This is a genomic window from Pseudomonadales bacterium, from assembly GCA_024234615.1.
GTDB lineage: Bacteria > Pseudomonadota > Gammaproteobacteria > Pseudomonadales > IMCC2047 > JAJFKB01.
In genome coordinates, this window is sequence record JACKNY010000001.1 from 802,473 (window position 1) to 825,702 (window position 23,230).

Below are 23,230 nucleotides of genomic sequence, written 5' to 3' on the forward strand. Positions count from 1 at the left end.
TGAGAGAATATAGTGAGTAATTGATTATGAGCGAGCAGGCACAGTTAAAACGTATCATTGAAGGCGCGCTGTTAGCGGCGGGCGAGCCTCTGTCTGTGGAGCGCTTGAGTATGTTATTTGCCGATAGCGAACGTCCCGCTCATCCAGATATTCGTGCGGCGCTGAAGGAGATGGTAACAGAGTACGAAGGACGTGGATTTGAACTGAAAGAGGTGGCGAGTGGCTGGCGCTTTCAAGTATGTCAGGATCTCGGTACCTGGGTGAGTCGACTGTGGGAAGAAAAACCTGCGCGTTACTCCCGGGCACTATTAGAAACCTTAGCCCTGATGGCTTACCGCCAACCGGTAACGCGGGGTGAAATTGAAGAGGTGCGGGGGGTCAGTGTCAGCTCAAATATCATTCGTACGTTGCTGGAACGAGAGTGGATCAGGGTTGTTGGCCATCGGGATGTGCCAGGACGTCCGGCAATGTATGTCACCACCAAGCTTTTTTTAGATTACTTTAATTTGAAGACATTATCCGATTTACCTTCACTCGCAGAAATTCGCGACCTCGATAAAATTAATGCGGAATTGAATTTTGCGGACATGGCGATGGATCAGGCAGAGTCCAAGCACGAGCAGGGTGCCATGATTGACATTGAAGAGCCCTTTGAAATTGTCGAAAATGAAGACAATGATATGACATCACAGCCACAAGTGCTTGACTGAAAATTGTGTTGGCGGGCGTCTAAAAACGCTGTACACGTATCTATTCAAAGGCTCCCTAACAGTAAGCACAGCAGAGAGAATTCATGACGGAAGGCGAAAAGCTACAAAAAGTATTGGCGCGAGCGGGATTAGGTTCACGCCGCGAAATCGAGGGCTGGATTGCAGCAGGCAGATTACGGGTGGGAGGTCAGGTCGCAAAATTAGGCGACCGGGTGAAGGGGGATGAAAGAATTAGCCTGGACGGCCATCTTGTCAAGTTAAATACTGATGCCGAACCGAGCACAAAAATATTACTCTATAACAAACCCGAAGGTGAAATTTGTACTACCAAAGATCCCGAGGGAAGACCCAGTGTGTTCAGTCGTTTACCGAAGCTCAAAGACAGTCGTTGGATTGCCGTTGGGCGACTGGATTTTAATACTTCGGGATTATTATTGTTTACTACGGATGGTGAATTGGCGAACAAACTTATGCACCCATCATCCCAAATTGACCGTGAATATTTGGTGCGGGTGCTGGGCAATGTGACAGAAGAGGCCAAACAGCGACTCTTGGCTGGTGTAGAACTGGAAGACGGAACCGCGCAATTTACCGATATTGTTAAGGCGCAGGGTGAAGGCGCGAATCGCTGGTATTATGTCTGCTTGATGGAAGGGCGTAATCGCGAAGTGCGTCGCCTTTGGGAGTCCGAAGGTATTAAGGTAAACCGGCTCAAACGGGTACGCTTCGGCCCTGTATTTATGCCATCGCGACTGAAGGTTGGACAATGGGAATACTTGGAGCAAAAGGATGTTGATGTAATATATGACTTGGTGGGTTTGCCGAAGCGCAAGGTCTCCTTGCCATCGAAGCAGCAAAAAACTGATCAAGAGCGGCAGCAGCGGCGCAAACCGAGACGTTAATAGGGGTGGTTGCAGGACATTTTTAATCTGAACTCAACAAAAGAGGAATAGTTATGGCAACAGTGACTTTTAAAGGAACAGCAATAAATACGTATGGTGATTTGCCAGCGGTCGGTAGTGTCGCGCCGGATTTTGAATTGGTAGCGACGGATCTGGCAGACCGTGGTTTAGCGGATTTCCCAGGCAAACGTCTCATCAATATAGTGCCGAGTTTGGATACGCCAGTCTGTGCATCCTCCACGCGCGAATTTCATCGTTTAGCATCGAGCGTTGATAATGCCAAAGTATTGGTGGTTTCGATGGACCTGCCTTTTGCGCAAGGACGGTTTTGCACCACTGAAGGTTTGCCAGATGTTGTCGCCCTATCAATGTTGCGTACCCGTAAATTTGCGAAAGATTACGGTGTCTTGCTGACTGAAGGTCCTTTGCGCGGCCTATGTGCACGTGCGGTGGTCGTGATAGATTCTTCGGGCAAAGTGGCTTATTCCGAATTGGTGCCTGAAATCACACAGGAACCAAACTATGAAGCGGCGATTGCAGCATTGAAAGCAGCGAGTTAACCAGGAGGATGTCAAAGGCAACGAACATGTTGAATTCTGAGCAGTCACAGCAAGGCGGCGGTGAAGTCTTTATTACGCGGCGGCTGGTACGCTTCGGTGATGTTGATCCGGCGGGAATTGCTTATTATCCGCGGATTAATAACTTTATCCATGAGGCCTTTGAAAATCTTTGGGAAGAATATATTGGCGAGCGCTATTATCTGTTAATTCAGGAAAAGCGTATCGCCTTCCCAATGGTGCATACAGAAATTGATTTTCGCGCTCCGCTGCGATTTGGCGACCGTCCGGTGATCAAGGTTACCTGTTTTCATCTGGGCCGCAGCTCGTTGGGTATTCGTTATGTATTTGATGTCAATGGTGTTATTTGTGTTGACGCAAAAACCAAGACCACCTGTATAGATGCGGATAAACTCAAAAGTCAGCCTATACCAGATGTTTATCGTAAACCGTTGGGGCGTATCTTTAAGCCTTTGTGAGTGGTGCTAAGGTCGGTGTCAATGATGGGGGAACAATGAAGACAATATCAGCGCCATTTCTGAATCATCAATGGTTAGAGGATTTTTCTCTAGGCGACCGCTTTGAGTATGGTTGCTGGGAAATGAAAATAGAGGATATGCTAGCATTTGCGCGTCTTTATGATCCAGAGCCATTCCATCTGGATGAAATCAAAGCAAGAGCGTTAGGTTGGGATGGGGTTATCGCCTCAGGGCCACAAATATCAGCGATCTGGCGCAGAATGAGTAAGGATGCCTTTCCCAATGCCCAGATCATTGTATCGCCGGGCTGGGATAGTATCCGTTGGTTTAAGCCGGTTTATGCGGGCGATGTGTTGCGCTCAGAAACGGAAATAACCGAAGCACGGCAACTCAAAAGCCGGGATCACGAGGGCATGATCAAGCTCGATAACCGGATTCTGCGTGGCGAAGAGCTGGTTTCGCAGCTTTCTTCGACTTGGTTTATGCGCTGTAGGCCAGCCTAGCTGCCAAAACAAACTTGATTTCGGCCTCGCCGCTTGGCGTTATAAAGGGCTTTATCGGCACGCTCTATTAATGAGCTGATGCCGTCGTATTCTGCCAGTGTCGCTACGCCTAGGCTGATGGTTACGGCAACGGGCTGGTCTTTAAAGTTCATATCAGCGGTTGCTATCTGCTCACGAATTTTTTCAGCGATTTTAAGCGCGCCTTCTTGGTCGGTTTTGTGTAACAGAATTAAAAACTCTTCACCGCCATAGCGAAACAGTAAATCAGTTTTTCGCATACTGTTTTGAATGTTCGCGCAAGCAAGTTTGAGAACCTGATCGCCGCCCTGATGCCCGAGTTTATCATTGATCTGCTTAAAGTGATCAAAATCGAATAGAATCACCGACAATGGTATTTGGTCGCGCTGGGCTAAATCGATTTCCCTGTGCAATGCCGAGTCGAGAGCTTGTCGATTTCCGCACTGGGTTAAGGCGTCGGTAGAGGCGGCGGTTACTGCCTGATGATATTTCAAAGAATTACGCAATGGATAGAGCAGGCATGGCATTAGGTTTTCTAACACGTCTAGTTCTTTTTGCTGATAGGGGCGGTGGCGTGTGAATACCAGGGTGCCTAAGTCTCCCTGATCAGCGTTGAGTTGGTAACTGATTTTATGCTTACCCTGAATGGCAGAAGTAAATCGAATTGAGGAATCACTCTGGGTGTAACTTAGGCCGTCAACAGGTATCAGCGTACGCAATCGATTTAGAAATAAAGGTAAGATTTCATCGATTTCCAAAGAGGTTTGCAGGTCGCGTGTCAGGCTAAGTAACATCTCGCGCTTCTTCATTTGCTTTTCGGAGAACTGGGCGCGAGCCGGTTCTAATCTTTGGGTGAGATTAAAAACGTTGTCACTGTGTAGCGAGCTGGCCATATTGATTCCTTTATCCATCCTGATTTAGCGAAAACGATTGTTGTGTGAAGTGCTAAATGTTACGTCTAAGGAGGTATTGCGAATTTTGTGCCAGCTTTTTATGCTAGAAAATAATCATAAAAAACAAATGGATAGATGTATTGTCAATAGTTTGACAGAAATTTTCGTTTCGCAGACGAGCAGTCCTGATGTGTGGCGACAAAATATTGTCGCCACACATCAGGACTTTATTGCGCGTTAAGTGACTGGCCTTGTACTGTTTTACTGTCTGGCCCCATCAGGTAAAGATAGGTGCCCATAATCTGCTCTGGGTAGGGGTTGAGTTTTACATCTTCGGCGGGGTAGGCCTGAGCTCTCATGCGGGTACGGGTAGCCCCAGGGTTTATGCAGTTCACGCGAATATTGGTGACACCATCCAACTCGTCAGCCAGTGTTTCCATTAAGCCTTCTGTGGCGAATTTGGAAACGGCATAGGCACCCCAGAATGCACGGCTTTTGCGACCGACTCCAGAGGAGGTGAAGATAATAGAGGCATCCTCGGACTTTTCTAGGAGCGGCAGCAGCGCCTGGGTCAGCATAAACTGCGCGGTGACATTGACGTGCATCACCTGACACCAGCTATTGATGTCGTAATTGGCGATAGGTGTTCTTTTACCAAGAATACTGGCGTTGTGCAAAACTCCGTCTAGTCGCCCCAGTTCGTCGCTGATAGCGCTGGCGAGCAAGTCATAATCATCGGGAGTGGCAAGTTCAAGGTCGAGAGGGTGAATCAAAGGTTGTGGCGAACCCTGTGCGACGATCTCATCATACACGGCCTCCAATTTTTTGCTGGTACGGCCCAGTAATATAACGGTTGCTCCGTATTCAGCAAAGGTTTTAGCGGCTACGCGTCCGATCCCATCACCTGCCCCAGTAACGAGAATGACACGGCTTTTTAATAGTTCTTTGCTAGGTTGGTAGTCACGTATTGCAGTCAAAATATAGTCCTGTATGGAGAAGTGATAAGCCACTATAAATAGTTATGAAGCAATTCAGTTAATTCGTCTGGGTGGTTAATGTAGTAATCCGCATCCCAGCTCTGAGGGTCATCGTTGGCCTCGATATAGCCGTATAATGCCGCGACAGTAATCATACCAGCGTTACGACCGGCCTCAATATCACGCTGGTGGTCGCCCACATAGAGAGCTTGTTCGGGGGGGCAACCAAGCTGTTGGCACGCCAGCAACATTGATTCAGGATGTGGTTTTCGCTCGGCTACTTGATCGGCGCAGACCAATGCTGAACAGGGTGGTTCGAGATTCATTTGCGCCATGATCGGCACCGAGTAAAGACTTGGTTTATTCGTCACCACTCCCCAAGGCAGACCAAACTGACCAAGCGTAGCTAATAACGCTGTGATACCGGGAAAGGGGGCGGTCTGCGCTGTGAGCTGTTGTTCGTAGATATCCAGTAGTCTTTGATAAAGTGCCTGATGTTCCGCAGTACCTGGGCTGGTGCTAAAACCCAATGACACCATTGCGTTGCCGCCATTTGAAACGACTTGGCGAATTTGCTCGTAAGCAAGCGTAGGCTTGCCTTCCTGTTGCAAAAGTCTATTAAGTGCTTGTGCGAGATCTTGGGCCGTGTCGAGCAACGTGCCATCCAAATCGAAAAGCACTGCCTTCAGGTTGGCGAGTGACGTTGGTTTATGGTTCATTCGGCTTTGGTCGCATGCATCATGTAATTCACATCGACATCGTCCGCCAGTTTATAGTGCTGCGTGAGGGGGTTGTAAACGAGCCCTATCATTTGCTGTAGGTCTAGCTGGGCCTCTCTGACCCAGGTCGCAAGCTCAGATGGTCGAATAAACTTTGCGTAATCATGAGTGCCGCGTGGTAGTAGTTTGAGTACGTACTCCGCTCCCACGATGGCGAACATATAGGCTTTAGGGTTACGGTTAATGGTAGAGAGGAACAAGTGTCCGCCGGGTTTGAGCATGCTCGCGCAGGCATTGATGACCGAGCTGGGATCAGGAACATGCTCGAGCATTTCCAAACAGGTGATGACATCAAACTGCTGATCGGGGCTATTAGCGCGTTGCTCGGCGAGGGATTCGGCGCTGATTTGTAAGTACTCGACCTTCGTGCCGGATTCCAAACTGTGAAGTTTTGCCACGTTGATGGGTGTTTCGCCCATATCAATGCCGGTCACTTGAGCACCTCGCTCAGCCATAGACTCGGAAAGAATACCGCCCCCACAACCTACATCGAGCACTTTTTTGCCGCTTAATTGTACAATTTGATCGATAAAGTTAAGTCTAAGCGGGTTGATTTGGTGCAGCGGCTTGAACTCGCTTTCGGCATCCCACCAACGGTTGGCGATAGCCTCAAACTTGGCTATTTCGGCGCGATCAACATTTTCGCTGCGGACAGGTTGGATTTTAGCTTGGATTTTTGGCATTGATTGTTACCTATCAAAAGTTATGCGTCGCTAAAAACTCATACTTTGTTGGTTCTCGGCGATTCTGATTTTGTCGCGCCATTGGGATACTTTAAACTGCAGTGTTTTGATATCGATCGATATCAGTTCGCCTTGATCTACTAGCATTTTACCCTTAACCCAGACATGTGACACTTTTTGGCCGCAGCCGTTGTAGATGAGGTGTGAGATAGGATCGTAGATCGGCTGGTCGATAAGATGGCTTAGATCGATGGCTATCATGTCGGCGCTTTTGTTGGGCTCCAGACTGCCAATGCTGGCCTCTAAACCCAAGGCTTTCGCGCCATTATAGGTTGCCATGCGTAACGCTTGATGAGCAGGAATTGATGTGGCGTTCTGTGATACTCCCTTGGCGAGAAGCGCTGCTGTTTTGGCTTCACCGAGCATATCCAGATCATTGTTGCTGGCCGCGCCATCGGTGCCAAGCGCTACATTAATACCTGCCTCGTTTAACTGAGTGATGGGGCAGAAACCGCTAGCCAGTTTCAGGTTTGATTCAGGACAATGCACGACGTGGCAGCCATTTTCCTTTAACAGCTGTATGTCGTCGTCGTTAATTTGTGTCATGTGAACACATTGCAGCCGTGGTGACAGCAGGCCAAGCCTATGGAGACGTTGCAAGGGGCGTTCACCGAACTGGCGTATTGATTCTTCTATTTCATGGCTGGTTTCATGCAGGTGAATATGAATAAACGCATCCAACTCATCCGAGAGCATTCTGATTCGTTCCAAAGATTCGTCCGATACAGTATAGGGAGCGTGCGGCCCAAAGCCGATATTAATCAAATCATGGTGCCGATAATCATCGTGAATCGTTAGGCCCTTGTGTATGTATTCTTCTGCATTTTCGGCCCAGGCACTGGGAAATTCGAGAATGGGCATCATGATATGCGCGCGTATTTTATGCTTATGAGCCATTTTTGCGACTACATTGGGATAAAAGTACATATCGCTGAAACAGGTGGTGCCGCTGAGTAGCATTTCCGCAATTGCCAGTTCCGTGCCGTCAGCGACAAATTCTTCACTAACCCAGCGTCGTTCGGCGGGCCAGATATGATTGTTCAGCCAGCTCATTAAGGGTAGATCATCAGCCAAGCCTCGGAATAGCGTCATGCTGGCATGGCCGTGGGCATTGATCAGACCTGGAATCAATGCGTGAGAATCCAACCGATAGGTTTTACTGGATTTATAGGTTTTTTCCGCCTGGGTGGAATCGAGAATATCCAAAATCACCCCTTGCTTAATGGCAATGGCGTGATTGACTAAAATCCGGTTGCTGGGGTTGACTGGGATCACCCATTTGGCATGAATTAGATTGTCGACTGTTTGCTTTGGCATTGCGGTTAGCGTATTTGGTTGCTCTTCTGGAATGGCAGCGAGCGATTGTTTCATCTGGGGATTATTCTGTCCAGCAGACTTGTGAATATGCTGTTCAGGACTTCCTGTGACGACGGATGCCAACAGCATCTTGATATTTCAGTTTTTAGCGCAGGCTATTATGAAATCTTAACGCTTTCTATGCTAGAATCGCTTCCTTTTGAGCTGGCCCGGATTGAGACTTGTGGGCCGCTTCCATCGGCTAATTACTAGCCGGATATTAAAAAGAATCAGTGGAACAGGATACCGACCTCTATGGGCGAGTTAGCCAAAGAAATTTTACCCGTCAATATCGAAAACGAGCTGAAGCAATCTTATCTCGATTATGCAATGAGCGTAATTGTCGGGCGGGCTTTGCCGGATGTGCGCGATGGGTTGAAACCTGTGCATCGTCGGGTGTTATTCGCGATGAGCGTGTTGGGCAACGATTTCAATAAGCCTTATAAAAAATCAGCACGGGTGGTGGGTGATGTGATTGGTAAATATCACCCGCATGGTGATACTGCCGTCTATGACACCATCGTACGCATGGCGCAGCCCTTCTCTATGCGCTACATGCTGGTGGACGGGCAGGGTAACTTTGGTTCGGTGGATGGTGACTCGGCAGCGGCGATGCGATACACCGAAATTCGCATGGACAAAATTTCTCATCAGATCTTGGCCGATCTGGATAAAGAAACCGTGGATTATGTGCCTAACTATGATGGCACGGAAATGATTCCGGAGGTCATGCCCACCCGTATTCCCAATTTATTGGTTAATGGTTCCTCCGGTATAGCGGTTGGTATGGCGACCAATATCCCACCACACAATTTAACCGAAGTGATTAACGGTTGTCTGGCCATCATGGATAACCCCGATATCGAGCTGATGGAATTAATGGAGCATATTCCCGGACCTGATTTTCCGACGGCGGCTTTTATTAATGGTCGCGCCGGTATCGTCGAGGCCTATCGTACCGGGCGTGGGCGTATCTATTTGCGGGCACGACACCATATTGAAACTGACGACAAAAGCGGCAAGCACACCCTGGTGGTGACGGAGTTACCTTATCAGGTGAATAAGGCGCGCTTGATCGAAAAAATTGCTGACCTGGTCAAAGAAAAGCAGCTGCAGGGTATTTCAGAGTTACGAGATGAGTCCGACAAGGATGGTATGCGCATTGTTATTGAGTTACGCCGTGGTGAAGTGCCGGAAGTGATACTGAATAATTTGTATGCGCAAACCCAGATGCAAAACGTGTTTGGTATCAACGTTGTGGCGCTGGTGGATGGGCAACCAAAAACGCTTAATCTCAAGCAATTACTCAATGCTTTTGTACGCCATCGCCGTGAGGTAGTGACACGGCGTACTATCTATGAATTACGTAAAGCGCGTGAACGGGGGCATATTTTGGAAGGGCAGGCAGTGGCGCTGTCCAATATCGACCCGGTTATCGCATTGATTAAAGCCTCGCCTAGTTCTGCAGAAGCGAAGGAAAAATTATTGGCGGAAGCCTGGGCTCCTGGCGCGGTAATGGACATGCTGGAGCGGTCTGGAGCGGATGTTTGCCGGCCTGACACGCTGGAGCCTCAGTATGGCTATCGTGATGGCAAATACTATCTGAGCCCGGAACAGGCGCAAGCCATTCTAGATTTACGTTTACATCGTTTGACGGGTCTGGAGCAGGAAAAACTGGTTGCCGAGTATAAAGAGCTGATAGACCGAATCACTGGGTTGCTCGAAATATTGGAAAGTCGTGAGCGTTTGATGCAGGTGATCCGTGAAGAGCTGGAGGAGGTCAAAGAGCAGTTTGGCGACGAACGGCGCACAGAAATTATGCATAGCCAGCAAGACCTGACTTTGGAAGACTTGATTACAGAAGAGGATATGGTGGTTACCCTGTCGCATGGCGGCTATGCTAAGACTCAGCCAGTCGATACCTACCAGGCGCAGCGTCGTGGCGGGAAAGGTAAGATGGCGGCAGCGGTGAAAGATGAGGATTTTGTCGAACACATTTTGGTTGCCAGTACGCACGACACTATTCTGTGCTTCTCGAATCGAGGCAAAGTATATTGGCTGAAGGTGTACCAGATACCGGTGGCGAGCAGAACCGCCAAGGGGCGACCGATGGTGAATTTATTGCCGTTAGCAGAAGATGAACGCATTACTACCGTATTGCCAGTGCACGAGTATACCGAGAATCACTTCATCTTTATGGCAACGGCGAGTGGTACTGTGAAAAAAACTGCATTGATGAATTTTGCACGACAGCGCAGCTCCGGTTTGATTGCAGTTGATCTCAATGAAGATGATACGCTGATTGGTGCTGCGATTACCGATGGCAACAAAGATATTATGCTGTGTAGTAATTCCGGTAAAGCGGTGCGTTTCAACGAAGCCGATGTGAGGCCGATGGGGCGAACAGCCCGCGGTGTACGTGGTATTCGTCTAAAAGGAGGGCAGCGGGTAATATCACTGATTATTCCAGAAGAAAATGTACGAGTACTTTGTGTGAGTGCGAAGGGGTACGGTAAACGTACTGACATGGAAGAGTTCCCAGTGCATAATCGCGGTGGGTCCGGCGTCATCGCCATGCAAACCAGTAAGCGTAACGGTGAACTGGTGGGTGCGGTGCCGGTTGTGGATGGCGATGAAATTATGTTGATCAGTAATAAAGGAACGCTGGTGCGCACGCGTACCGATGAAATTTCAGTGTTGGGCAGAAATACTCAGGGCGTCACTTTGATTAAAGTCAGTGCAGATGAAAAGCTGGTCGGTGTGGAGCGTATCGAAGAGCCTGAAGAAGATGAAAATGCAGCTGAGGGCGTCGTCAGTGACGACGCGAACGCGACAGAATAACGGGTAATTAGAACGAAGCTATATGAGTAAAGCTGATTCTGAACAACAACTGAGTCAAATACGTCAGCAGATTGATCAAATTGATGCTGAAATTCAGCGTCTGATCAATGCGCGAGCAAGCTGCGCACAGCAGGTCGCAGAAGTGAAGATGAACGCCAAGAAGGAAACAACGGTATTCTACCGTCCTGAACGTGAGGCGCAGGTGCTGCGGGAAATCATGGCGCGTAATACCGGGCCGGTAGCGGACGAAGAAATGGCCCGCATCTTTCGGGAAGTGATGTCGGTCTGTCTGGCGATGGAGCAGCCGCTACGAATTGCTTTTCTGGGGCCAGAAGGGACATTTACTCAGGCTGCGGCGCTTAAACACTTTGGCCATTCCGTGGTTAGCGCCCCCTTGGCGGCTATTGATGACGTATTTAGAGAAGTGGAATCGGGTACTGCCAATTATGGTGTGGTGCCGGTAGAGAACTCCACTGAAGGTATGGTGAATTCGACGCTTGATAGTTTTATGAAGTCTTCGTTGAAAATTTGTGGAGAGGTTGAATTACGCATTCATCATCATCTTCTGGTTAAGCGGGATCTGACGATCGGTAACATAAAACGTATTTATTCGCATGAACAATCTTTGGCCCAGTGCCGGAAATGGTTGAATACGCACATGCCAAATGCTGAGCGTATTAGCGTTGGCAGCAATGCTGAAGCCGCACGACTGGTGGCAGATAGCGACGAGTCGGAGTTGACGGCAGCGATTGCAGGCGATATGGCGGCAGAAACTTATCACCTCAATAAACTGGTGATGAATATCGAAGACGAGCCGGATAACGCAACGCGATTCTTAATTGTCGGACAGCAATCAGTCGCGGCCAGTGGTAGCGATAAAACCTCCGTGATTATTGCCATGCGTAATAAACCCGGTGCTCTGTATTTAGTGCTTAAGCCATTTCAGGAAGCAGGCATTATGTTGACCCGGGTGGAAACTAGGCCTTCGCGTACCGGCACCTGGACTTATGTTTTTTTTGTCGATTTTGAAGGGCATTATCAGGATCCAAAGATCAAGACGGTATTGGATAAGATTGCCGACGAAGCGGCCGAACTCAAACTGCTCGGTTCTTACCCCATTGCCGTGCTTTAGCGCGTAAGCGGTATTTTATAGTAGCCAATATCTCGCAGTTCTATGACTCAAGAAATTATTTCATCATTACCCCTGAACCGATTGGTTATTATTGGTATTGGGCTGATTGGCGGCTCACTGGCGAAGGCTGCACGTCATGTCGGAGCAGCGAAGACCGTCATTGGTGTGGGCCGCAATGAGTTTAACCTAAAGCGGGCAGTTGAGCTGGGGGTAATTGATTCTTATGCGCTTGATCCTAAAGATGCCGTGGTGGATGCTGATCTGGTGGTGATTGCGACCCCTGTACTGAGTATCGAAAAAGTTTTAAGACAGATTGCTGATGTACTGGGTGAGCAAACTGTGGTGACCGATGCCGGTAGCGCAAAGGGCATCGTTGTTGAGGCGCTGCAGCAAGTGTTTAAAACCGTACCGGATAACTTTGTGCCGGGACATCCCATTGCCGGCTCAGAGAAAAGTGGTATTGATGCAGTTGATGCAGCACTTTATCAACGGCACAAAGTTATTTTAACGCCTTTGCCCAACACTTCGGCGCATGCGTTAGCCATGGTCCAAGAGTTATGGCAAGCCGTCGGGGCTCAAGTGTTAGAAATGGATGTGCAGCAGCATGACCAGATATTAGCAGCGACCAGCCATCTGCCGCATTTATTAGCCTATTCGTTGGTGGATACCCTGGCTAAGCAAGATGAAAATCAGGAGATTTTCCGTTACGCCGCTGGTGGTTTTCGAGATTTTACCCGTATTGCATCCAGTGATCCGACCATGTGGCATGATATTTTTCTGGCCAATCGGCAGGCGGTGCTACATAGTCTGGATAAGTTTTCGCAAGGAGTGGCTGAGTTGCGGGTTGCGCTAGAGCAACAAGACAGCAAAGCCATGATGGGCATTTTTACCCGCGCCAAAGCAGCGCGCGATCATTTCACTAAATTATTGGCTCATCGGGCCTATGTAGAGTCTATGACAGCAAGCGATACCACCTTTTTTGCCAAGCAAGGCCGTCCCCTCAGCGGCAGTATTCGTGTGCCGGGCGACAAATCTATTTCTCATCGTTCTATTATGTTGGGCGCGATCGCCGAGGGTGAAACCGAGGTTACAGGATTTTTGGAAGGCGAAGATAGCCTGGCAACACTGCAAGCCTTTCGTGACATGGGTGTGGTTATCGAAGGGCCGCACCAGGGCAAGGTGAAAATCTATGGTGTTGGATTACATGGTCTGAAAAAATCTCCGGGCGCGCTTTATTTAGGTAATTCAGGCACCTCCATGCGGCTGCTAGCAGGTTTACTCTCGGCTCAATCCTTTACGGTTGAATTAACTGGGGATGAGTCCCTTTCCGCTCGACCAATGGAGCGAGTGGCAAAACCTCTGCGTGAAATGGGGGCCATCATTGACACCCAAGCGGGTAAACCTCCGATGAGGATTAAAGGCGGCAGTACAATTCATGGCATTCACTATGATATGCCGGTTGCCAGTGCGCAGGTAAAATCTAGCCTATTATTGGCGGGCCTATATGCACAAGGCATTACCACCGTAATAGAACCCGCACCTACCAGAGATCATACCGAACGAATGCTGACGGGGTTTGGTTATAAAGTAAATATTAAACAACTGTCGGACACGCAACGGGAAATTAGCTTGCAGGGTGGTGGGACGCTCAAAGGTGGTGCTATCGATGTCCCGGCGGATATCTCATCGGCGGCGTTTTTTTTAGTGGCAGCGAGTATTGTGCCAGGATCTGATTTGACCCTGGAGCATGTCGGCATCAACCCTACGCGCACAGGCGTAATAAATATCTTACAGCAGATGGGTGCCGATATTGAATTTTTAAGCACCCGTATCGCTGGCGGTGAGCCCGTCGCAGATATTCGAGTGCGCTACGCCCCGTTACGAGCAATTGCTATCCCGCAGGATCAAGTACCCTTGGCAATTGATGAGTTTCCCGTATTGTTTATTGCGGCAGCCTGCGCTGAAGGCACGACTGTATTAGAGGGCGCTGAAGAGTTAAGAGTGAAGGAAAGTGATCGCATTCAGGTGATGGCTGATGGCCTAGTGGCGCTGGGGGTTGATGCACAGCCTACCCCTGATGGTATGCGGATTAAGGGTGGTGTTATAAAGGGTGGAATGGTGGATAGTCATGGTGATCATCGTATTGCGATGGCATTTTCGGTAGCCGCGTTGATGGCGAGCGGAGAGATTGTCATTCGTAACTGTGCCAACGTCGCCACCTCTTTTCCCAATTTTGTGGAATTGGCGAACCGCGTAGGTATGCAGATTCGGGAAGCAAAAAACGCATGACAGAAAATTTAGTACCAGTGATTACTATTGACGGGCCTGGTGGTTCTGGTAAGGGAACTATTAGTTATTTGTTGGCAAAGGAGTTGGGTTGGCATTTATTGGATAGCGGGGCACTTTACCGCGTACTCGCTCTGGCCGCTGAATGGCATGCAGTACAAATGACGGATGAAGTTGCTTTAGAGGTTTTGGCTGCTCATTTGGATGTGCAGTTTTTAGCGGTGACTGATACACCCGTTTGTCGCGTCATCTTAGAAGGTGAGGATGTCAGCGAGGATATTCGCGAGGAGGGCTGTGGTAACAATGCCTCGATAGTTGCGGCTTTTGCCAAGGTTCGAGCGGCGTTGTTGGAAAGGCAAAGAGCATTCAGGGAGGTGCCAGGATTAGTAGCCGATGGGCGCGATATGGGCACGGTGGTTTTCACCGATGCGGCGGTTAAGGTGTTTTTAACGGCAAGTGCTGGGGAACGAGCAAAAAGGCGTCATAACCAGTTGAAAGAAAAGGGTTTTGATGTTAGCCTTCGCGATCTTTTCGAGGATATCCAAAAACGCGATGAAAGAGACGCGAATCGGAGCGTTTCACCACTGCGGCCTGCCCCCGATTCTCTAGTGTTGGATAGTACGAATCTCGGGATTGAAGAAGTATTTGAACGGGTGATGATTGAGGTGAAGAAAAAAGTCTTAATCAGCACTATTTAAGATGGTCTGGATAGCGCAATTAAACCAGCTGTGCGCGTCTGGGCATTGACCAATAGACCCATGCAGATAGCTGGATGCATGGTTAAGTAAGTGGCGGTTAGTCGTCATTTATGTCGTAATGATACAGGTAAATATGATGAGCGAGAGCTTTGCAGACCTATTTGAAGAAAGTTTAAAGTCAGTTGAAATGAAACCAGGCTCCATTATTTCTGGGGTTGTGGTAGCGATAGATAACGATTGGGTCACCGTTAATGCGGGCCTAAAATCAGAAGGATTTATTCCGCGGAATCAATTTATCACTGAATCCGGTGAATTAGAGTTAAATGTTGGCGATGAAGTACGAGTTGCCCTGGAAAGTTTAGAAGATGGGTTCGGTGAAACCCGTCTTTCCCGTGAAAAAGCCCGCCGCGCCGAGTCTTGGGAAGTGCTGGAAAAAGCCTATGAAGCGGGCGAAATGGTTACCGGTGTGATCAATGGCAAAGTAAAAGGCGGCTTTACTGTCGATTTAAATGAAGTGCGCGCCTTTTTGCCGGGTTCTTTGGTCGATGTTCGACCGATTCGCGAGCCGATTCACCTTGAAGGTAAAGCGCTTGAGTTTAAGGTTATCAAGCTAGACCAAAAACGCAATAACGTCGTAGTCTCACGCCGTGCAGTACTAGAGAAAGAAAACAGTGCTGATCGTGATCAACTTCTGGCGACGCTGGAAGAGGGCATGAGTGTCGACGGTATCGTGAAAAACCTTACCGATTACGGCGCCTTTGTTGATTTGGGTGGTGTTGACGGTCTGTTGCACATTACCGATATGGCCTGGAAACGGATTAAGCATCCGAGCGAAATCGTTGCTATTGGCGATGAGATCAAAGTTAAGGTATTGAAATTCGACAAAGAGAAGAACCGAGTATCCCTAGGCCTGAAACAGCTGGGCGACGATCCATGGGGTGAAATCAAAGCGCGTTATCCTGAAAATACCAAGGTCAAGGCGCGAGTGACTAACCTTACTGATTACGGCTGTTTTGCGGAGATTGAAGAAGGTATCGAAGGCTTGATTCACGTTTCCGAAATGGATTGGACTAATAAAAACGTGCATCCTTCAAAGCTCGTACAAGCGGGTGAAGAAATTGAAGTGATGATCCTGGATATCGACGAAGAACGTCGTCGTATATCTCTGGGTGTGAAACAATGTGTGCCTAATCCATGGGAAGAATTTGCTGCGGGCCATGCCAAGGGAACAAAAATTTCTGGCACCATCAAATCTATTACTGATTTTGGCATTTTCATCGGCCTGGATGGTGGTATTGATGGTCTGGTGCACATGTCGGACATCTCATGGAATGATACCGGTGAAGAAGCGGTGCGTAGCTTTAAGAAAGGCGATGAAATTGAAACCGTTATCCTGTCAATTGATCCTGAAAGAGAGCGTATTTCTTTAGGCATCAAGCAATTGGATAACGATCCATTCGCAGAATTCGTTGCAGTTAGCGATAAGGGCAGCATCGTCACTGGTACCGCTAAAGTGGTTGATACTAAACTGGTCACTATTGAGTTGGCGGAAGGTGTTGAAGGTACGCTTAAAGTATCAGAAATTAGCCGTGAGAAGCTCGATGATGCCCGTGAGGCAGTGAAGGAAGGTGATCAGGTTGAATGTAAAATTGTCAATGTTGACCGTAAGAACCGTACCATCAGTCTGTCGATTAAAGCCAAAGATGTAGAGGAAGAGAAAACGGCGATGAAGGAAATGCGCCAACGTCCTGCTGAGCGTGCTGGACCTACCACTATTGGTGAGTTGATCAAAGCGCAAATGGAAAACCAAGGTCAGGATAGCGAGTAAATAGAAATGCTTAACCCGTTGGGTTAAGCAGTCTATTCTGGTTTATACTATTGGTATTCTACGAAACAGGTATCAGGAAGAAGCTATGACGAAGTCTGAATTGATAGAGTATATTGTGGCTAAGCAATCGCAGCTGTCGGTGAGAGATGTAGAATTGGCGGTCAAGGCGATTTTAGACATGATGGCTCATAGTTTGTCTAGCGGTGAGCGTATTGAGATTCGTGGCTTCGGGAGTTTCTCGTTGCACTACCGATCACCACGTACTGGCCGTAACCCAAAAACGGGAGATTCAGTGCAGTTGTCGGGTAAGTATGTGCCCCACTTCAAGCCGGGTAAGGAGCTGCGAGAGCAGGTAGATGTCAGTAAGTAGACTCTGTCTGCTGGGTACGCTGCATTTGGCCTAGCAAAATAGTCTCGAAAAGTGGATACTTGATAGACCTAAACGGCACGCTTATTGGCGTGCCGTTTTGTTATATGCGCTTTTTGTGACGCATGTTCGCCTACTGGTCTGTAAAATAGCAGACGACTGTGTTTTAGTAAGATTGGCTCTGCTTTACAGGGGTGGCTTTCATCAAAAAATAAAGGTTTGCTATGAGATGGATTAAGCGCATCGTAACAGCTTTAATTTTAATTACAGTCTTTTATTGGAGTCTTCTATTTCGAGTTGAAAACACGTCGGAAGTACCTTTATCCCTGGTGTTTTTTACCTTGCCAGAGGCCAGCTTATCGGTTTGGATGGTTATAGCCTTTGCCTTTGGGGTTGGGTTGAGTTTATTGCTAAGTTCAATTTTGGCTGCAAAACAAAAAGCGCAACTGTTAATCTCGAAACGTCAACTTGAACAGTGTCATCGACAGCTAGCGAAATTGCGAGCGGGAACTCCAGGGGAATAGCGAGTGCGGGGATGCCTGATTTACTGCTATTAACTGCATTGCTTGTTGCCGTCGGCTGTGGTTGGTGGCTTGGTTCTCAGCAAGGCAAGAGGAAGGCTCGCAGTGGTTTAGCGCTTTCTAAAGGCTATTTAGGTGGGCTTGATATTTTTATTAAAGAGCAGTCTGATGAGTCCATCGAAAAGTTTTTAAACGCATTAGATCCTCAGGGAAATACGGCCGATATTCATCTTGCTTTAGGACGGCTGTTTAGAACTCGAGGCGAGGTTGATAAAGCGACACATCTGCACCAGGGCCTATTAGCGCGTTCAGACCTGCCGCGCGATAAGTTATTACTGATACAGTTTGAATTGGCAAATGATTATATGGTGGCGGGCTTATTAGATCGCGCCGAACGTTTGCTTGAAGAGCTGAGTCGAGAGTCTGGAGAGGTGAAATGGCGCAGCACTGAGTTGCTCATGCAAGTTTACCAGCGTGAAAAAGAATGGGATAAAGCGATTGGGGCTGCACTGGTATTATTGCCGAGAAAAGCAGCAGAAATTCGTCCCGTTCTCGCACACTATAGTTGTGAGAAGGCCCTCGAAGCGTTGGCAGAGAATGAAATAAACCTTGCCCGCAGAGCATTAAAACGTGCTCTGAGCTATGACCAAAATTCAGTTCGTGCAAGCTTGCTAAAAGGACGTATCGAAACCGATGCGGGTAATTTTAAGGAAGCAATCAAGGCGCTGCGAAGGGTCAAAGATCAAGATATAAGTTATTTGCCAGAGGCGATACCACAATTATCTCATTGCTATAAGCAGCTAGGTAAACAAGACGTTTTTATGAGCTATTTAACGGATTGCATAGCGCAAAACCCTTCAATTACACTGGTGATCACGGCTGTCGATATACTGCAGGGAATTGCGGGCCAAAAGCAGGAGGCGAACCGGTTGATCAAAGAGCAGTTAAAATCTCGGCCGTCATTACGCGGGCTGTTACGTTTAATTGATATGCAAATTGAGGCTTCGGCAAAAGTAGGGCAGAGCAATGAGGATTTATCTGAATTACGTAGTGTTACGGCGCAACTCATTGAAACGAAACCCGTACATCGATGTACTGTTTGCGGTTATTCGGGCCGCAGCTTAGTCTGGTTGTGCCCGGGGTGCCAGCAATGGGGAAAAATTAAGCCTATTTACGGGCAGGAGGGAGAGTAATGAAATTGGCCACGGCTTTTATTCAGATTGGTGCTTTTGATAGCAGGGATGTATCTTAATGATGACCACTACAAAAATTATTGTCGCTCTTGATTATCATTATGCTGACGCAGCGTTAACGCTGGCCAGACAGTTGGATCCTAGCAAGTGCCATTTAAAGGTAGGAAAAGAACTGTTTACGAGCTGCGGCCCGGTTTTGGTGAGGGCGCTTCGGGAGTTGGGATTTGAGATATTTCTAGACCTCAAGTTTCATGATATCCCCAACACTTGCGCCCAGGCTGTTCGAGCGGCAGCAGCACTTGATGTTTGGATGGTCAATGTGCACGCATCGGGTGGGCGGGCAATGATGGAAGCGGCCCGTTCGGCGCTGGACAGTAGCAGCGGTAGAAGGCCTTATTTGATAGCGGTTACCGCGCTGACCAGCTTGGCAACGAAGGATTTAGAGGAAATCGGTTTTAACACTAGTGCTGAAAAGTTAGTGGAGCGGCTTGCGCTGCTGACAAAGAATTGCGGGCTCGATGGTGTGGTCTGTTCTTCTCAAGAGGTCAGGCGGTTACGAAACTTGATGGGCGATGATTTCCTCTTGGTTACACCTGGTATCCGGCCCGCTAATACCGAAGTAGGCGATCAAAAGCGGGTGATGACACCGTCAGAAGCTATCCGTGAAGGCAGTGACTATCTGGTTGTTGGTCGGCCCATTACGCAAAGCCCCGAGCCACTGCAAGCCTTAGAAGCCATCATGCAAGAGGTTTCAATTGATTCAACTTGAACTGGCAAAAGTCTCCTGTTAGCATGGACAAGCTTTAAATTACCAACAAAGGAGTGTTGTTATGAATAGCATTAAATGGATGTGTGCGGTTTTTGCCACTTTTCTTGTTCTCAGTTCTTCCCCCTTAATTGCGAAAGATAATGTTAGCCTAGCCCCGGCGAGTGTTGAGTCGCAGCAGGTGGATATCAATCGTGCAGACGCGCAAGCTTTAGCAGATACCCTAAAAGGCATCGGGATGAAGCGAGCGAATGCGATAGTTGCCTACCGAGATGCCAATGGGTTTTTTGGTAGTGTTGAAGATTTGCAAAAAGTCAAAGGGGTGAGTGCAGCAATCATTCAGAAAAATATCGATAGAATTAAATTCTGAAATCTCTATTGTCAGAATTATAAAGGCGCAGTTAATGCGCCTTTTTTATTGCAAGCTGGCCCGGGGCAATTATACTTTTGCTTGCGCACGGCATAACTCAGCATTTGGTTGTTAATGCAGCGGATGAATTTATAGGTAGAAAATGGAACAAGCCGAAATTCCCCATCAACGCCTAACTCAATCCTTAGCTTGGAAAAAACTACAGTCGCAACGTAAATCTCAAGCGAATCTCGTATTAACGGATTTATTTGCATGTGATCCTAAACGGTTCGAAAATTTTTCGCTAAAATTTGAGTGCTTGCTTTATGACTTTTCCAAACATCTCCTCACTGAAGAGACGTTAGCTCTTCTAATTGATCTTGCCCATGCGGCAAACCTTGGGGAACGAATCGATGCAATGTTTGCTGGCGACTTGGTTAATACCACTGAATGCCGACCAGCTTTGCATACGGCTCTTCGCGCTGAGGCAGGCGGAACAATCTATGTCGATGGTCAAGATATTATGCCGGGTATTTCTGCCGTCAAAGAAAAAATGAGGGAGATATCTGAGCGTTTACGGGCTGGTTTGTGGCTGGGTTCTACAGGGAAACCGGTTACAACAGTGGTTAATCTCGGTGTTGGCGGTTCTGATCTAGGGCCACGCATGGTATGTGAGGCCTTTAAACATAAGGCGTCAGACCATGTTGAATTACTTTTTGTTTCGAGTATTGATGGTAATGAAGTGGTGGCCACTTTACGTAACCTGAATCCGGAAACGACACTTTTTATTATATCTTCTAAATCTTTTACGACGACAGATACGATGGCGAATGCCGATACAGTCAAGTCCTGGTTGCGTGAAAATTTAGGTGATACAAGGTCATTGGCAAATCACTTTATTGGCGTATCCGCCGATGCTCCAAAAATGTCAGATTTTGGTATCGATGCGGCAAACCAGATTCCGTTATGGGATTGGGTTGGGGGACGCTATTCGGTTTGGTCGGCGGTTGGTATCTCGATCGCAATTAGTCTTGGTATGCACGATTTTGAGCAGTTTTTAGCGGGCGCTAATACGGCAGATCAGCATTTTAGAAATACCGAATGGCGACGCAATATCCCGGTAGTCCAAGCATTAATTGGTATTTGGTATAACAACTTCTGGCAGGCGGATACGCAAGCGGTACTGCCCTATGATCACCGCTTACATGTGTTACCAGCTTTTTTACAGCAGTTGGAAATGGAGAGTAACGGGAAAAGTGTTACTCTTGATCATAAGTTCGTCGATTATGCAACTGCGCCGATTATATGGGGTGAATTTGGCCCCAATGCACAGCATGCGTTTTACCAGTTACTGCATCAGAGCACCCGTTTTGTGCCTATTGAGTTTATTGCTGTTGCTGATAACGCATCGGTGCCGGAGAAGCACCGTGAATTGGCGCTGGTCAACTGCTTGGCGCAATCAAGAGCCTTGATGTTTGGCGGCTCGATCGCTGAAGGTCGGGATAAAGAGGACGCCCTGATCAAAAACTATCCTGGCAATAAACCCAGCACTACTATTTTGATGAAGGAACTCACACCACGAACGCTTGGCAGTCTTATTGCTTGTTACGAGCATAAGGTCTTTGTGCAAAGTGTTATTTGGAATATTAACCCCTTTGATCAATGGGGCGTTGAATTGGGCAAAAAGCTGGCAGGACAATTACGGAATAATGGGAATAAGTGTTTTTTAACAGATGAGGTTCGCTTCGATAGCTCGACCCATGGATTGCTAGAGTTCGCGGGATATCATCATAAGCAACAAAATAAATGAAGAGGTTAACAGCATGCTAGTGCCGGTTATTTTGGCGGGCGGTGTCGGTAGTCGGCTCTGGCCACTTTCCAGAGAGCATTACCCAAAACAGTTTATCCCGCTGATTGATAAGAAGTTTTCACTGTTACAAACCACCCTTCAGCGATTGGTAAATGCTCCAGACGTCAGCTCTCCCATTGTTGTTTGCAATGAAGAGCACCGTTTTATGGTGGCGGAACAGCTGCGTCAGTTAGAGATTATTTCACCCACTATTATCTTAGAACCCTCTGCAAAAAATACAGCGCCAGCGGTAGCGCTTGCCGCTCTTAAGGCGTTAGCGGCAGACCAAGAAGCGATTTTGTTGGTGCTGCCGGCGGATCATCTCATCGCAGATAATAATCTGTTCCATCAGGCGATTAAGGTGGGTGGGGCGCAAGCAGATAATGGCCGCTTGGTCACCTTTGGAATAACGCCAACGCGAGCGGAGACTGGTTATGGCTATATTCGGAGCCAGCAAAAAAATGATACTCCTAATGAAAAAAGCATAGGCCAAGTCTTTGGTGTTGCGGAATTTGTAGAGAAACCCGATCTCGCTAAAGCACAAAGCTATATTGCCAGCGGCGATTACTACTGGAACAGCGGCATGTTTATGTTTGGTGCTCAAAGCTATTTGCAGGAATTAGGTAAATTTGCACCAGATATTTTGGAATCCTGTGAAAAATCCTTTGCCAGCATTAAGCAAGATCTGGATTTTTACCGGGTTGACGGTAAAACGTTCGATGCCTGTAGAAGCGAGTCAATTGATTACGCCGTGATGGAACATACGGCAGCGGCTGTGGTTGTACCCTTGGCGACCACCTGGAATGACGTTGGCGCTTGGGCGGCGATCTGGGATGTCAGTGAGCACGATGCGCAGGACAATGTGGCAATCGGGGATGTCGTACTAGAGAATGTCCACAATAGTTATTTGCGCTCAGAATCAAGAATGATTGCAGCGGTGGGTGTTGATAACCTAGTGGTGGTGGAAACGGCAGATGCCATATTGGTGGCGAATAAGGATCAGGTTCAACATGTAAAGGCGGTGGTTGACCAGCTGAAGCAGCAATCTCGCCCAGAGGTCATAGACCATACCCAAGTATATCGCCCTTGGGGTTCGTATGAATCGATCGTCAACGCACAGCGTTTCCACGTAAAAAGAATTATTGTCAACCCCGGGGCTTCTTTATCGTTACAGCTGCATCATCATCGTTCGGAACACTGGGTGGTTGTCAAAGGTTGTGGGTTGGTGACCCGCGGGGAAGAAGAATTTCGACTCAATGAAGATGAATCGACCTATATCCCGATTGGTGTCAAGCATCGATTGCGGAATCCGGGGAAAATTCCATTGGAAATTATTGAAGTACAAACAGGAAGTTATTTAGGTGAAGACGACATTATTCGTTTTGATGATAAATATGGGCGTACGAGTTAAAACACCGATGATCCTGTAAATTTAAAAACCTTCTAAAATATCTATCTTTTGATATATATGCGTAGTTTGTTT

At 47.8% G+C, this 23,230-nt stretch carries 22 protein-coding genes; 17 read left to right on the forward strand and 5 right to left on the reverse strand.

The features are described from left to right. The first annotated feature begins 26 nt into the window (after positions 1 to 26). From scpB to H6995_03845, 5 genes are all read left to right on the forward strand, one after another. Positions 27 to 710 carry an SMC-Scp complex subunit ScpB gene (gene scpB, locus H6995_03825; protein MCP5214122.1) on the forward strand — a complete coding sequence of 228 codons (684 nt, stop codon included), beginning with the start codon at positions 27 to 29 and terminating at the stop codon, positions 708 to 710. An 83-nt stretch (positions 711 to 793) separates the two neighbouring features. Further along, the gene (locus H6995_03830; GenBank protein ID MCP5214123.1) at positions 794 to 1,612 is read left to right on the forward strand and encodes a pseudouridine synthase; all 819 of its coding nucleotides are present in this window, start codon (positions 794 to 796) and stop codon (positions 1,610 to 1,612) included. Between the two features lie 53 nt (positions 1,613 to 1,665). After that, positions 1,666 to 2,172, forward strand: coding sequence for a thiol peroxidase (gene tpx / locus H6995_03835; GenBank protein ID MCP5214124.1), 507 nt, complete (start codon positions 1,666 to 1,668; stop codon positions 2,170 to 2,172). A 26-nt stretch (positions 2,173 to 2,198) separates the two neighbouring features. Then, the gene (locus tag H6995_03840; protein ID MCP5214125.1) at positions 2,199 to 2,648 is read left to right on the forward strand and encodes an acyl-CoA thioesterase; all 450 of its coding nucleotides are present in this window, start codon (positions 2,199 to 2,201) and stop codon (positions 2,646 to 2,648) included. Between the two features lie 35 nt (positions 2,649 to 2,683). Beyond that, a complete protein-coding gene (locus H6995_03845) occupies positions 2,684 to 3,151 on the forward strand; it encodes a MaoC family dehydratase N-terminal domain-containing protein (protein MCP5214126.1) in 468 nt (155 codons plus the stop codon). Here the strand turns inward: H6995_03845 and H6995_03850 are convergent. From H6995_03850 to H6995_03870, 5 genes are all read right to left on the reverse strand, one after another. Further along, positions 3,148 to 4,062 (reverse strand): GGDEF domain-containing protein, encoded by a 915-nt coding sequence (locus H6995_03850; protein ID MCP5214127.1) that lies wholly within the window; start codon positions 4,060 to 4,062, stop codon positions 3,148 to 3,150. The two genes, H6995_03845 and H6995_03850, sit on opposite strands and share 4 nt — an antisense overlap. Positions 4,063 to 4,289: 227 nt before the next feature. Further along, complete coding sequence (locus H6995_03855; GenBank protein ID MCP5214128.1) at positions 4,290 to 5,030, reverse strand: YciK family oxidoreductase; 741 nt, start codon at positions 5,028 to 5,030, stop codon at positions 4,290 to 4,292. A gap of 41 nt (positions 5,031 to 5,071) precedes the next feature. Further along, a complete protein-coding gene (locus tag H6995_03860) occupies positions 5,072 to 5,728 on the reverse strand; it encodes an HAD-IA family hydrolase (GenBank protein MCP5214129.1) in 657 nt (218 codons plus the stop codon). A gap of 26 nt (positions 5,729 to 5,754) precedes the next feature. Beyond that, positions 5,755 to 6,501 carry a bifunctional 2-polyprenyl-6-hydroxyphenol methylase/3-demethylubiquinol 3-O-methyltransferase UbiG gene (ubiG, locus tag H6995_03865; protein MCP5214130.1) on the reverse strand — a complete coding sequence of 249 codons (747 nt, stop codon included), beginning with the start codon at positions 6,499 to 6,501 and terminating at the stop codon, positions 5,755 to 5,757. Between the two features lie 30 nt (positions 6,502 to 6,531). Further along, positions 6,532 to 7,878 (reverse strand): TRZ/ATZ family hydrolase, encoded by a 1,347-nt coding sequence (locus tag H6995_03870; protein MCP5214131.1) that lies wholly within the window; start codon positions 7,876 to 7,878, stop codon positions 6,532 to 6,534. Positions 7,879 to 8,172: 294 nt separating this feature from the next. On the opposite strand from H6995_03870, the gene gyrA reads away from it, so the two are divergent. From gyrA to H6995_03930, 12 genes are all read left to right on the forward strand, one after another. Continuing rightward, complete coding sequence (gyrA, locus tag H6995_03875; GenBank protein MCP5214132.1) at positions 8,173 to 10,758, forward strand: DNA gyrase subunit A; 2,586 nt, start codon at positions 8,173 to 8,175, stop codon at positions 10,756 to 10,758. 22 nt (positions 10,759 to 10,780) lie between these two features. Then, the gene (pheA, locus tag H6995_03880) at positions 10,781 to 11,890 is read left to right on the forward strand and encodes a prephenate dehydratase (protein MCP5214133.1); all 1,110 of its coding nucleotides are present in this window, start codon (positions 10,781 to 10,783) and stop codon (positions 11,888 to 11,890) included. Between the two features lie 42 nt (positions 11,891 to 11,932). Further along, positions 11,933 to 14,179, forward strand: coding sequence for a bifunctional prephenate dehydrogenase/3-phosphoshikimate 1-carboxyvinyltransferase (locus H6995_03885; protein ID MCP5214134.1), 2,247 nt, complete (start codon positions 11,933 to 11,935; stop codon positions 14,177 to 14,179). Further along, positions 14,176 to 14,874 carry a (d)CMP kinase gene (cmk, locus tag H6995_03890; protein ID MCP5214135.1) on the forward strand — a complete coding sequence of 233 codons (699 nt, stop codon included), beginning with the start codon at positions 14,176 to 14,178 and terminating at the stop codon, positions 14,872 to 14,874. Before H6995_03885 ends, cmk begins: the two co-directional genes overlap by 4 nt. A 136-nt stretch (positions 14,875 to 15,010) precedes the next feature. Then, the gene (rpsA, locus tag H6995_03895; protein ID MCP5214136.1) at positions 15,011 to 16,702 is read left to right on the forward strand and encodes a 30S ribosomal protein S1; all 1,692 of its coding nucleotides are present in this window, start codon (positions 15,011 to 15,013) and stop codon (positions 16,700 to 16,702) included. A gap of 85 nt (positions 16,703 to 16,787) precedes the next feature. Continuing rightward, entirely contained in the window at positions 16,788 to 17,072 is a 285-nt protein-coding gene (locus tag H6995_03900; protein ID MCP5214137.1) for an integration host factor subunit beta, read from the forward strand. A 221-nt stretch (positions 17,073 to 17,293) separates the two neighbouring features. After that, positions 17,294 to 17,593: a LapA family protein gene (locus tag H6995_03905; protein ID MCP5214138.1), complete on the forward strand. Its 300-nt coding sequence runs from the start codon at positions 17,294 to 17,296 to the stop codon at positions 17,591 to 17,593. A gap of 11 nt (positions 17,594 to 17,604) precedes the next feature. Continuing rightward, a complete protein-coding gene (lapB, locus tag H6995_03910; protein ID MCP5214139.1) occupies positions 17,605 to 18,783 on the forward strand; it encodes a lipopolysaccharide assembly protein LapB in 1,179 nt (392 codons plus the stop codon). 58 nt (positions 18,784 to 18,841) lie between these two features. Next, the gene (gene pyrF, locus H6995_03915) at positions 18,842 to 19,552 is read left to right on the forward strand and encodes an orotidine-5'-phosphate decarboxylase (protein MCP5214140.1); all 711 of its coding nucleotides are present in this window, start codon (positions 18,842 to 18,844) and stop codon (positions 19,550 to 19,552) included. Between the two features lie 79 nt (positions 19,553 to 19,631). Beyond that, positions 19,632 to 19,919 carry a ComEA family DNA-binding protein gene (locus tag H6995_03920; protein ID MCP5214141.1) on the forward strand — a complete coding sequence of 96 codons (288 nt, stop codon included), beginning with the start codon at positions 19,632 to 19,634 and terminating at the stop codon, positions 19,917 to 19,919. Between the two features lie 142 nt (positions 19,920 to 20,061). Then, positions 20,062 to 21,708: a glucose-6-phosphate isomerase gene (gene pgi / locus H6995_03925; GenBank protein ID MCP5214142.1), complete on the forward strand. Its 1,647-nt coding sequence runs from the start codon at positions 20,062 to 20,064 to the stop codon at positions 21,706 to 21,708. Positions 21,709 to 21,721: 13 nt separating this feature from the next. Continuing rightward, positions 21,722 to 23,158: a mannose-1-phosphate guanylyltransferase/mannose-6-phosphate isomerase gene (locus H6995_03930; GenBank protein ID MCP5214143.1), complete on the forward strand. Its 1,437-nt coding sequence runs from the start codon at positions 21,722 to 21,724 to the stop codon at positions 23,156 to 23,158. Positions 23,159 to 23,230 lie beyond the last annotated feature (72 nt).

Excerpts from the sequence above, each read along its gene's own strand:
- scpB (MCP5214122.1), top strand. The coding sequence starts at position 27 with ATGAGCGAGCAGGCACAGTTAAAACGTATCATTGAAGGCGCGCTGTTA.
- H6995_03830 (MCP5214123.1), top strand. The coding sequence starts at position 794 with ATGACGGAAGGCGAAAAGCTACAAAAAGTATTGGCGCGAGCGGGATTA.
- tpx (MCP5214124.1), top strand. The coding sequence starts at position 1,666 with ATGGCAACAGTGACTTTTAAAGGAACAGCAATAAATACGTATGGTGAT.
- H6995_03840 (MCP5214125.1), top strand. The coding sequence starts at position 2,199 with ATGTTGAATTCTGAGCAGTCACAGCAAGGCGGCGGTGAAGTCTTTATT.
- H6995_03845 (MCP5214126.1), top strand. The coding sequence starts at position 2,684 with ATGAAGACAATATCAGCGCCATTTCTGAATCATCAATGGTTAGAGGAT.
- H6995_03850 (MCP5214127.1), bottom strand. The coding sequence starts at position 4,062 with ATGGCCAGCTCGCTACACAGTGACAACGTTTTTAATCTCACCCAAAGA.
- ubiG (MCP5214130.1), bottom strand. The coding sequence starts at position 6,501 with ATGCCAAAAATCCAAGCTAAAATCCAACCTGTCCGCAGCGAAAATGTT.
- H6995_03870 (MCP5214131.1), bottom strand. The coding sequence starts at position 7,878 with ATGCCAAAGCAAACAGTCGACAATCTAATTCATGCCAAATGGGTGATC.
- gyrA (MCP5214132.1), top strand. The coding sequence starts at position 8,173 with ATGGGCGAGTTAGCCAAAGAAATTTTACCCGTCAATATCGAAAACGAG.
- pheA (MCP5214133.1), top strand. The coding sequence starts at position 10,781 with ATGAGTAAAGCTGATTCTGAACAACAACTGAGTCAAATACGTCAGCAG.
- H6995_03885 (MCP5214134.1), top strand. The coding sequence starts at position 11,933 with ATGACTCAAGAAATTATTTCATCATTACCCCTGAACCGATTGGTTATT.
- cmk (MCP5214135.1), top strand. The coding sequence starts at position 14,176 with ATGACAGAAAATTTAGTACCAGTGATTACTATTGACGGGCCTGGTGGT.
- rpsA (MCP5214136.1), top strand. The coding sequence starts at position 15,011 with ATGAGCGAGAGCTTTGCAGACCTATTTGAAGAAAGTTTAAAGTCAGTT.
- H6995_03900 (MCP5214137.1), top strand. The coding sequence starts at position 16,788 with ATGACGAAGTCTGAATTGATAGAGTATATTGTGGCTAAGCAATCGCAG.
- H6995_03905 (MCP5214138.1), top strand. The coding sequence starts at position 17,294 with ATGAGATGGATTAAGCGCATCGTAACAGCTTTAATTTTAATTACAGTC.
- lapB (MCP5214139.1), top strand. The coding sequence starts at position 17,605 with ATGCCTGATTTACTGCTATTAACTGCATTGCTTGTTGCCGTCGGCTGT.
- pyrF (MCP5214140.1), top strand. The coding sequence starts at position 18,842 with ATGATGACCACTACAAAAATTATTGTCGCTCTTGATTATCATTATGCT.
- H6995_03920 (MCP5214141.1), top strand. The coding sequence starts at position 19,632 with ATGTGTGCGGTTTTTGCCACTTTTCTTGTTCTCAGTTCTTCCCCCTTA.
- pgi (MCP5214142.1), top strand. The coding sequence starts at position 20,062 with ATGGAACAAGCCGAAATTCCCCATCAACGCCTAACTCAATCCTTAGCT.
- H6995_03930 (MCP5214143.1), top strand. The coding sequence starts at position 21,722 with ATGCTAGTGCCGGTTATTTTGGCGGGCGGTGTCGGTAGTCGGCTCTGG.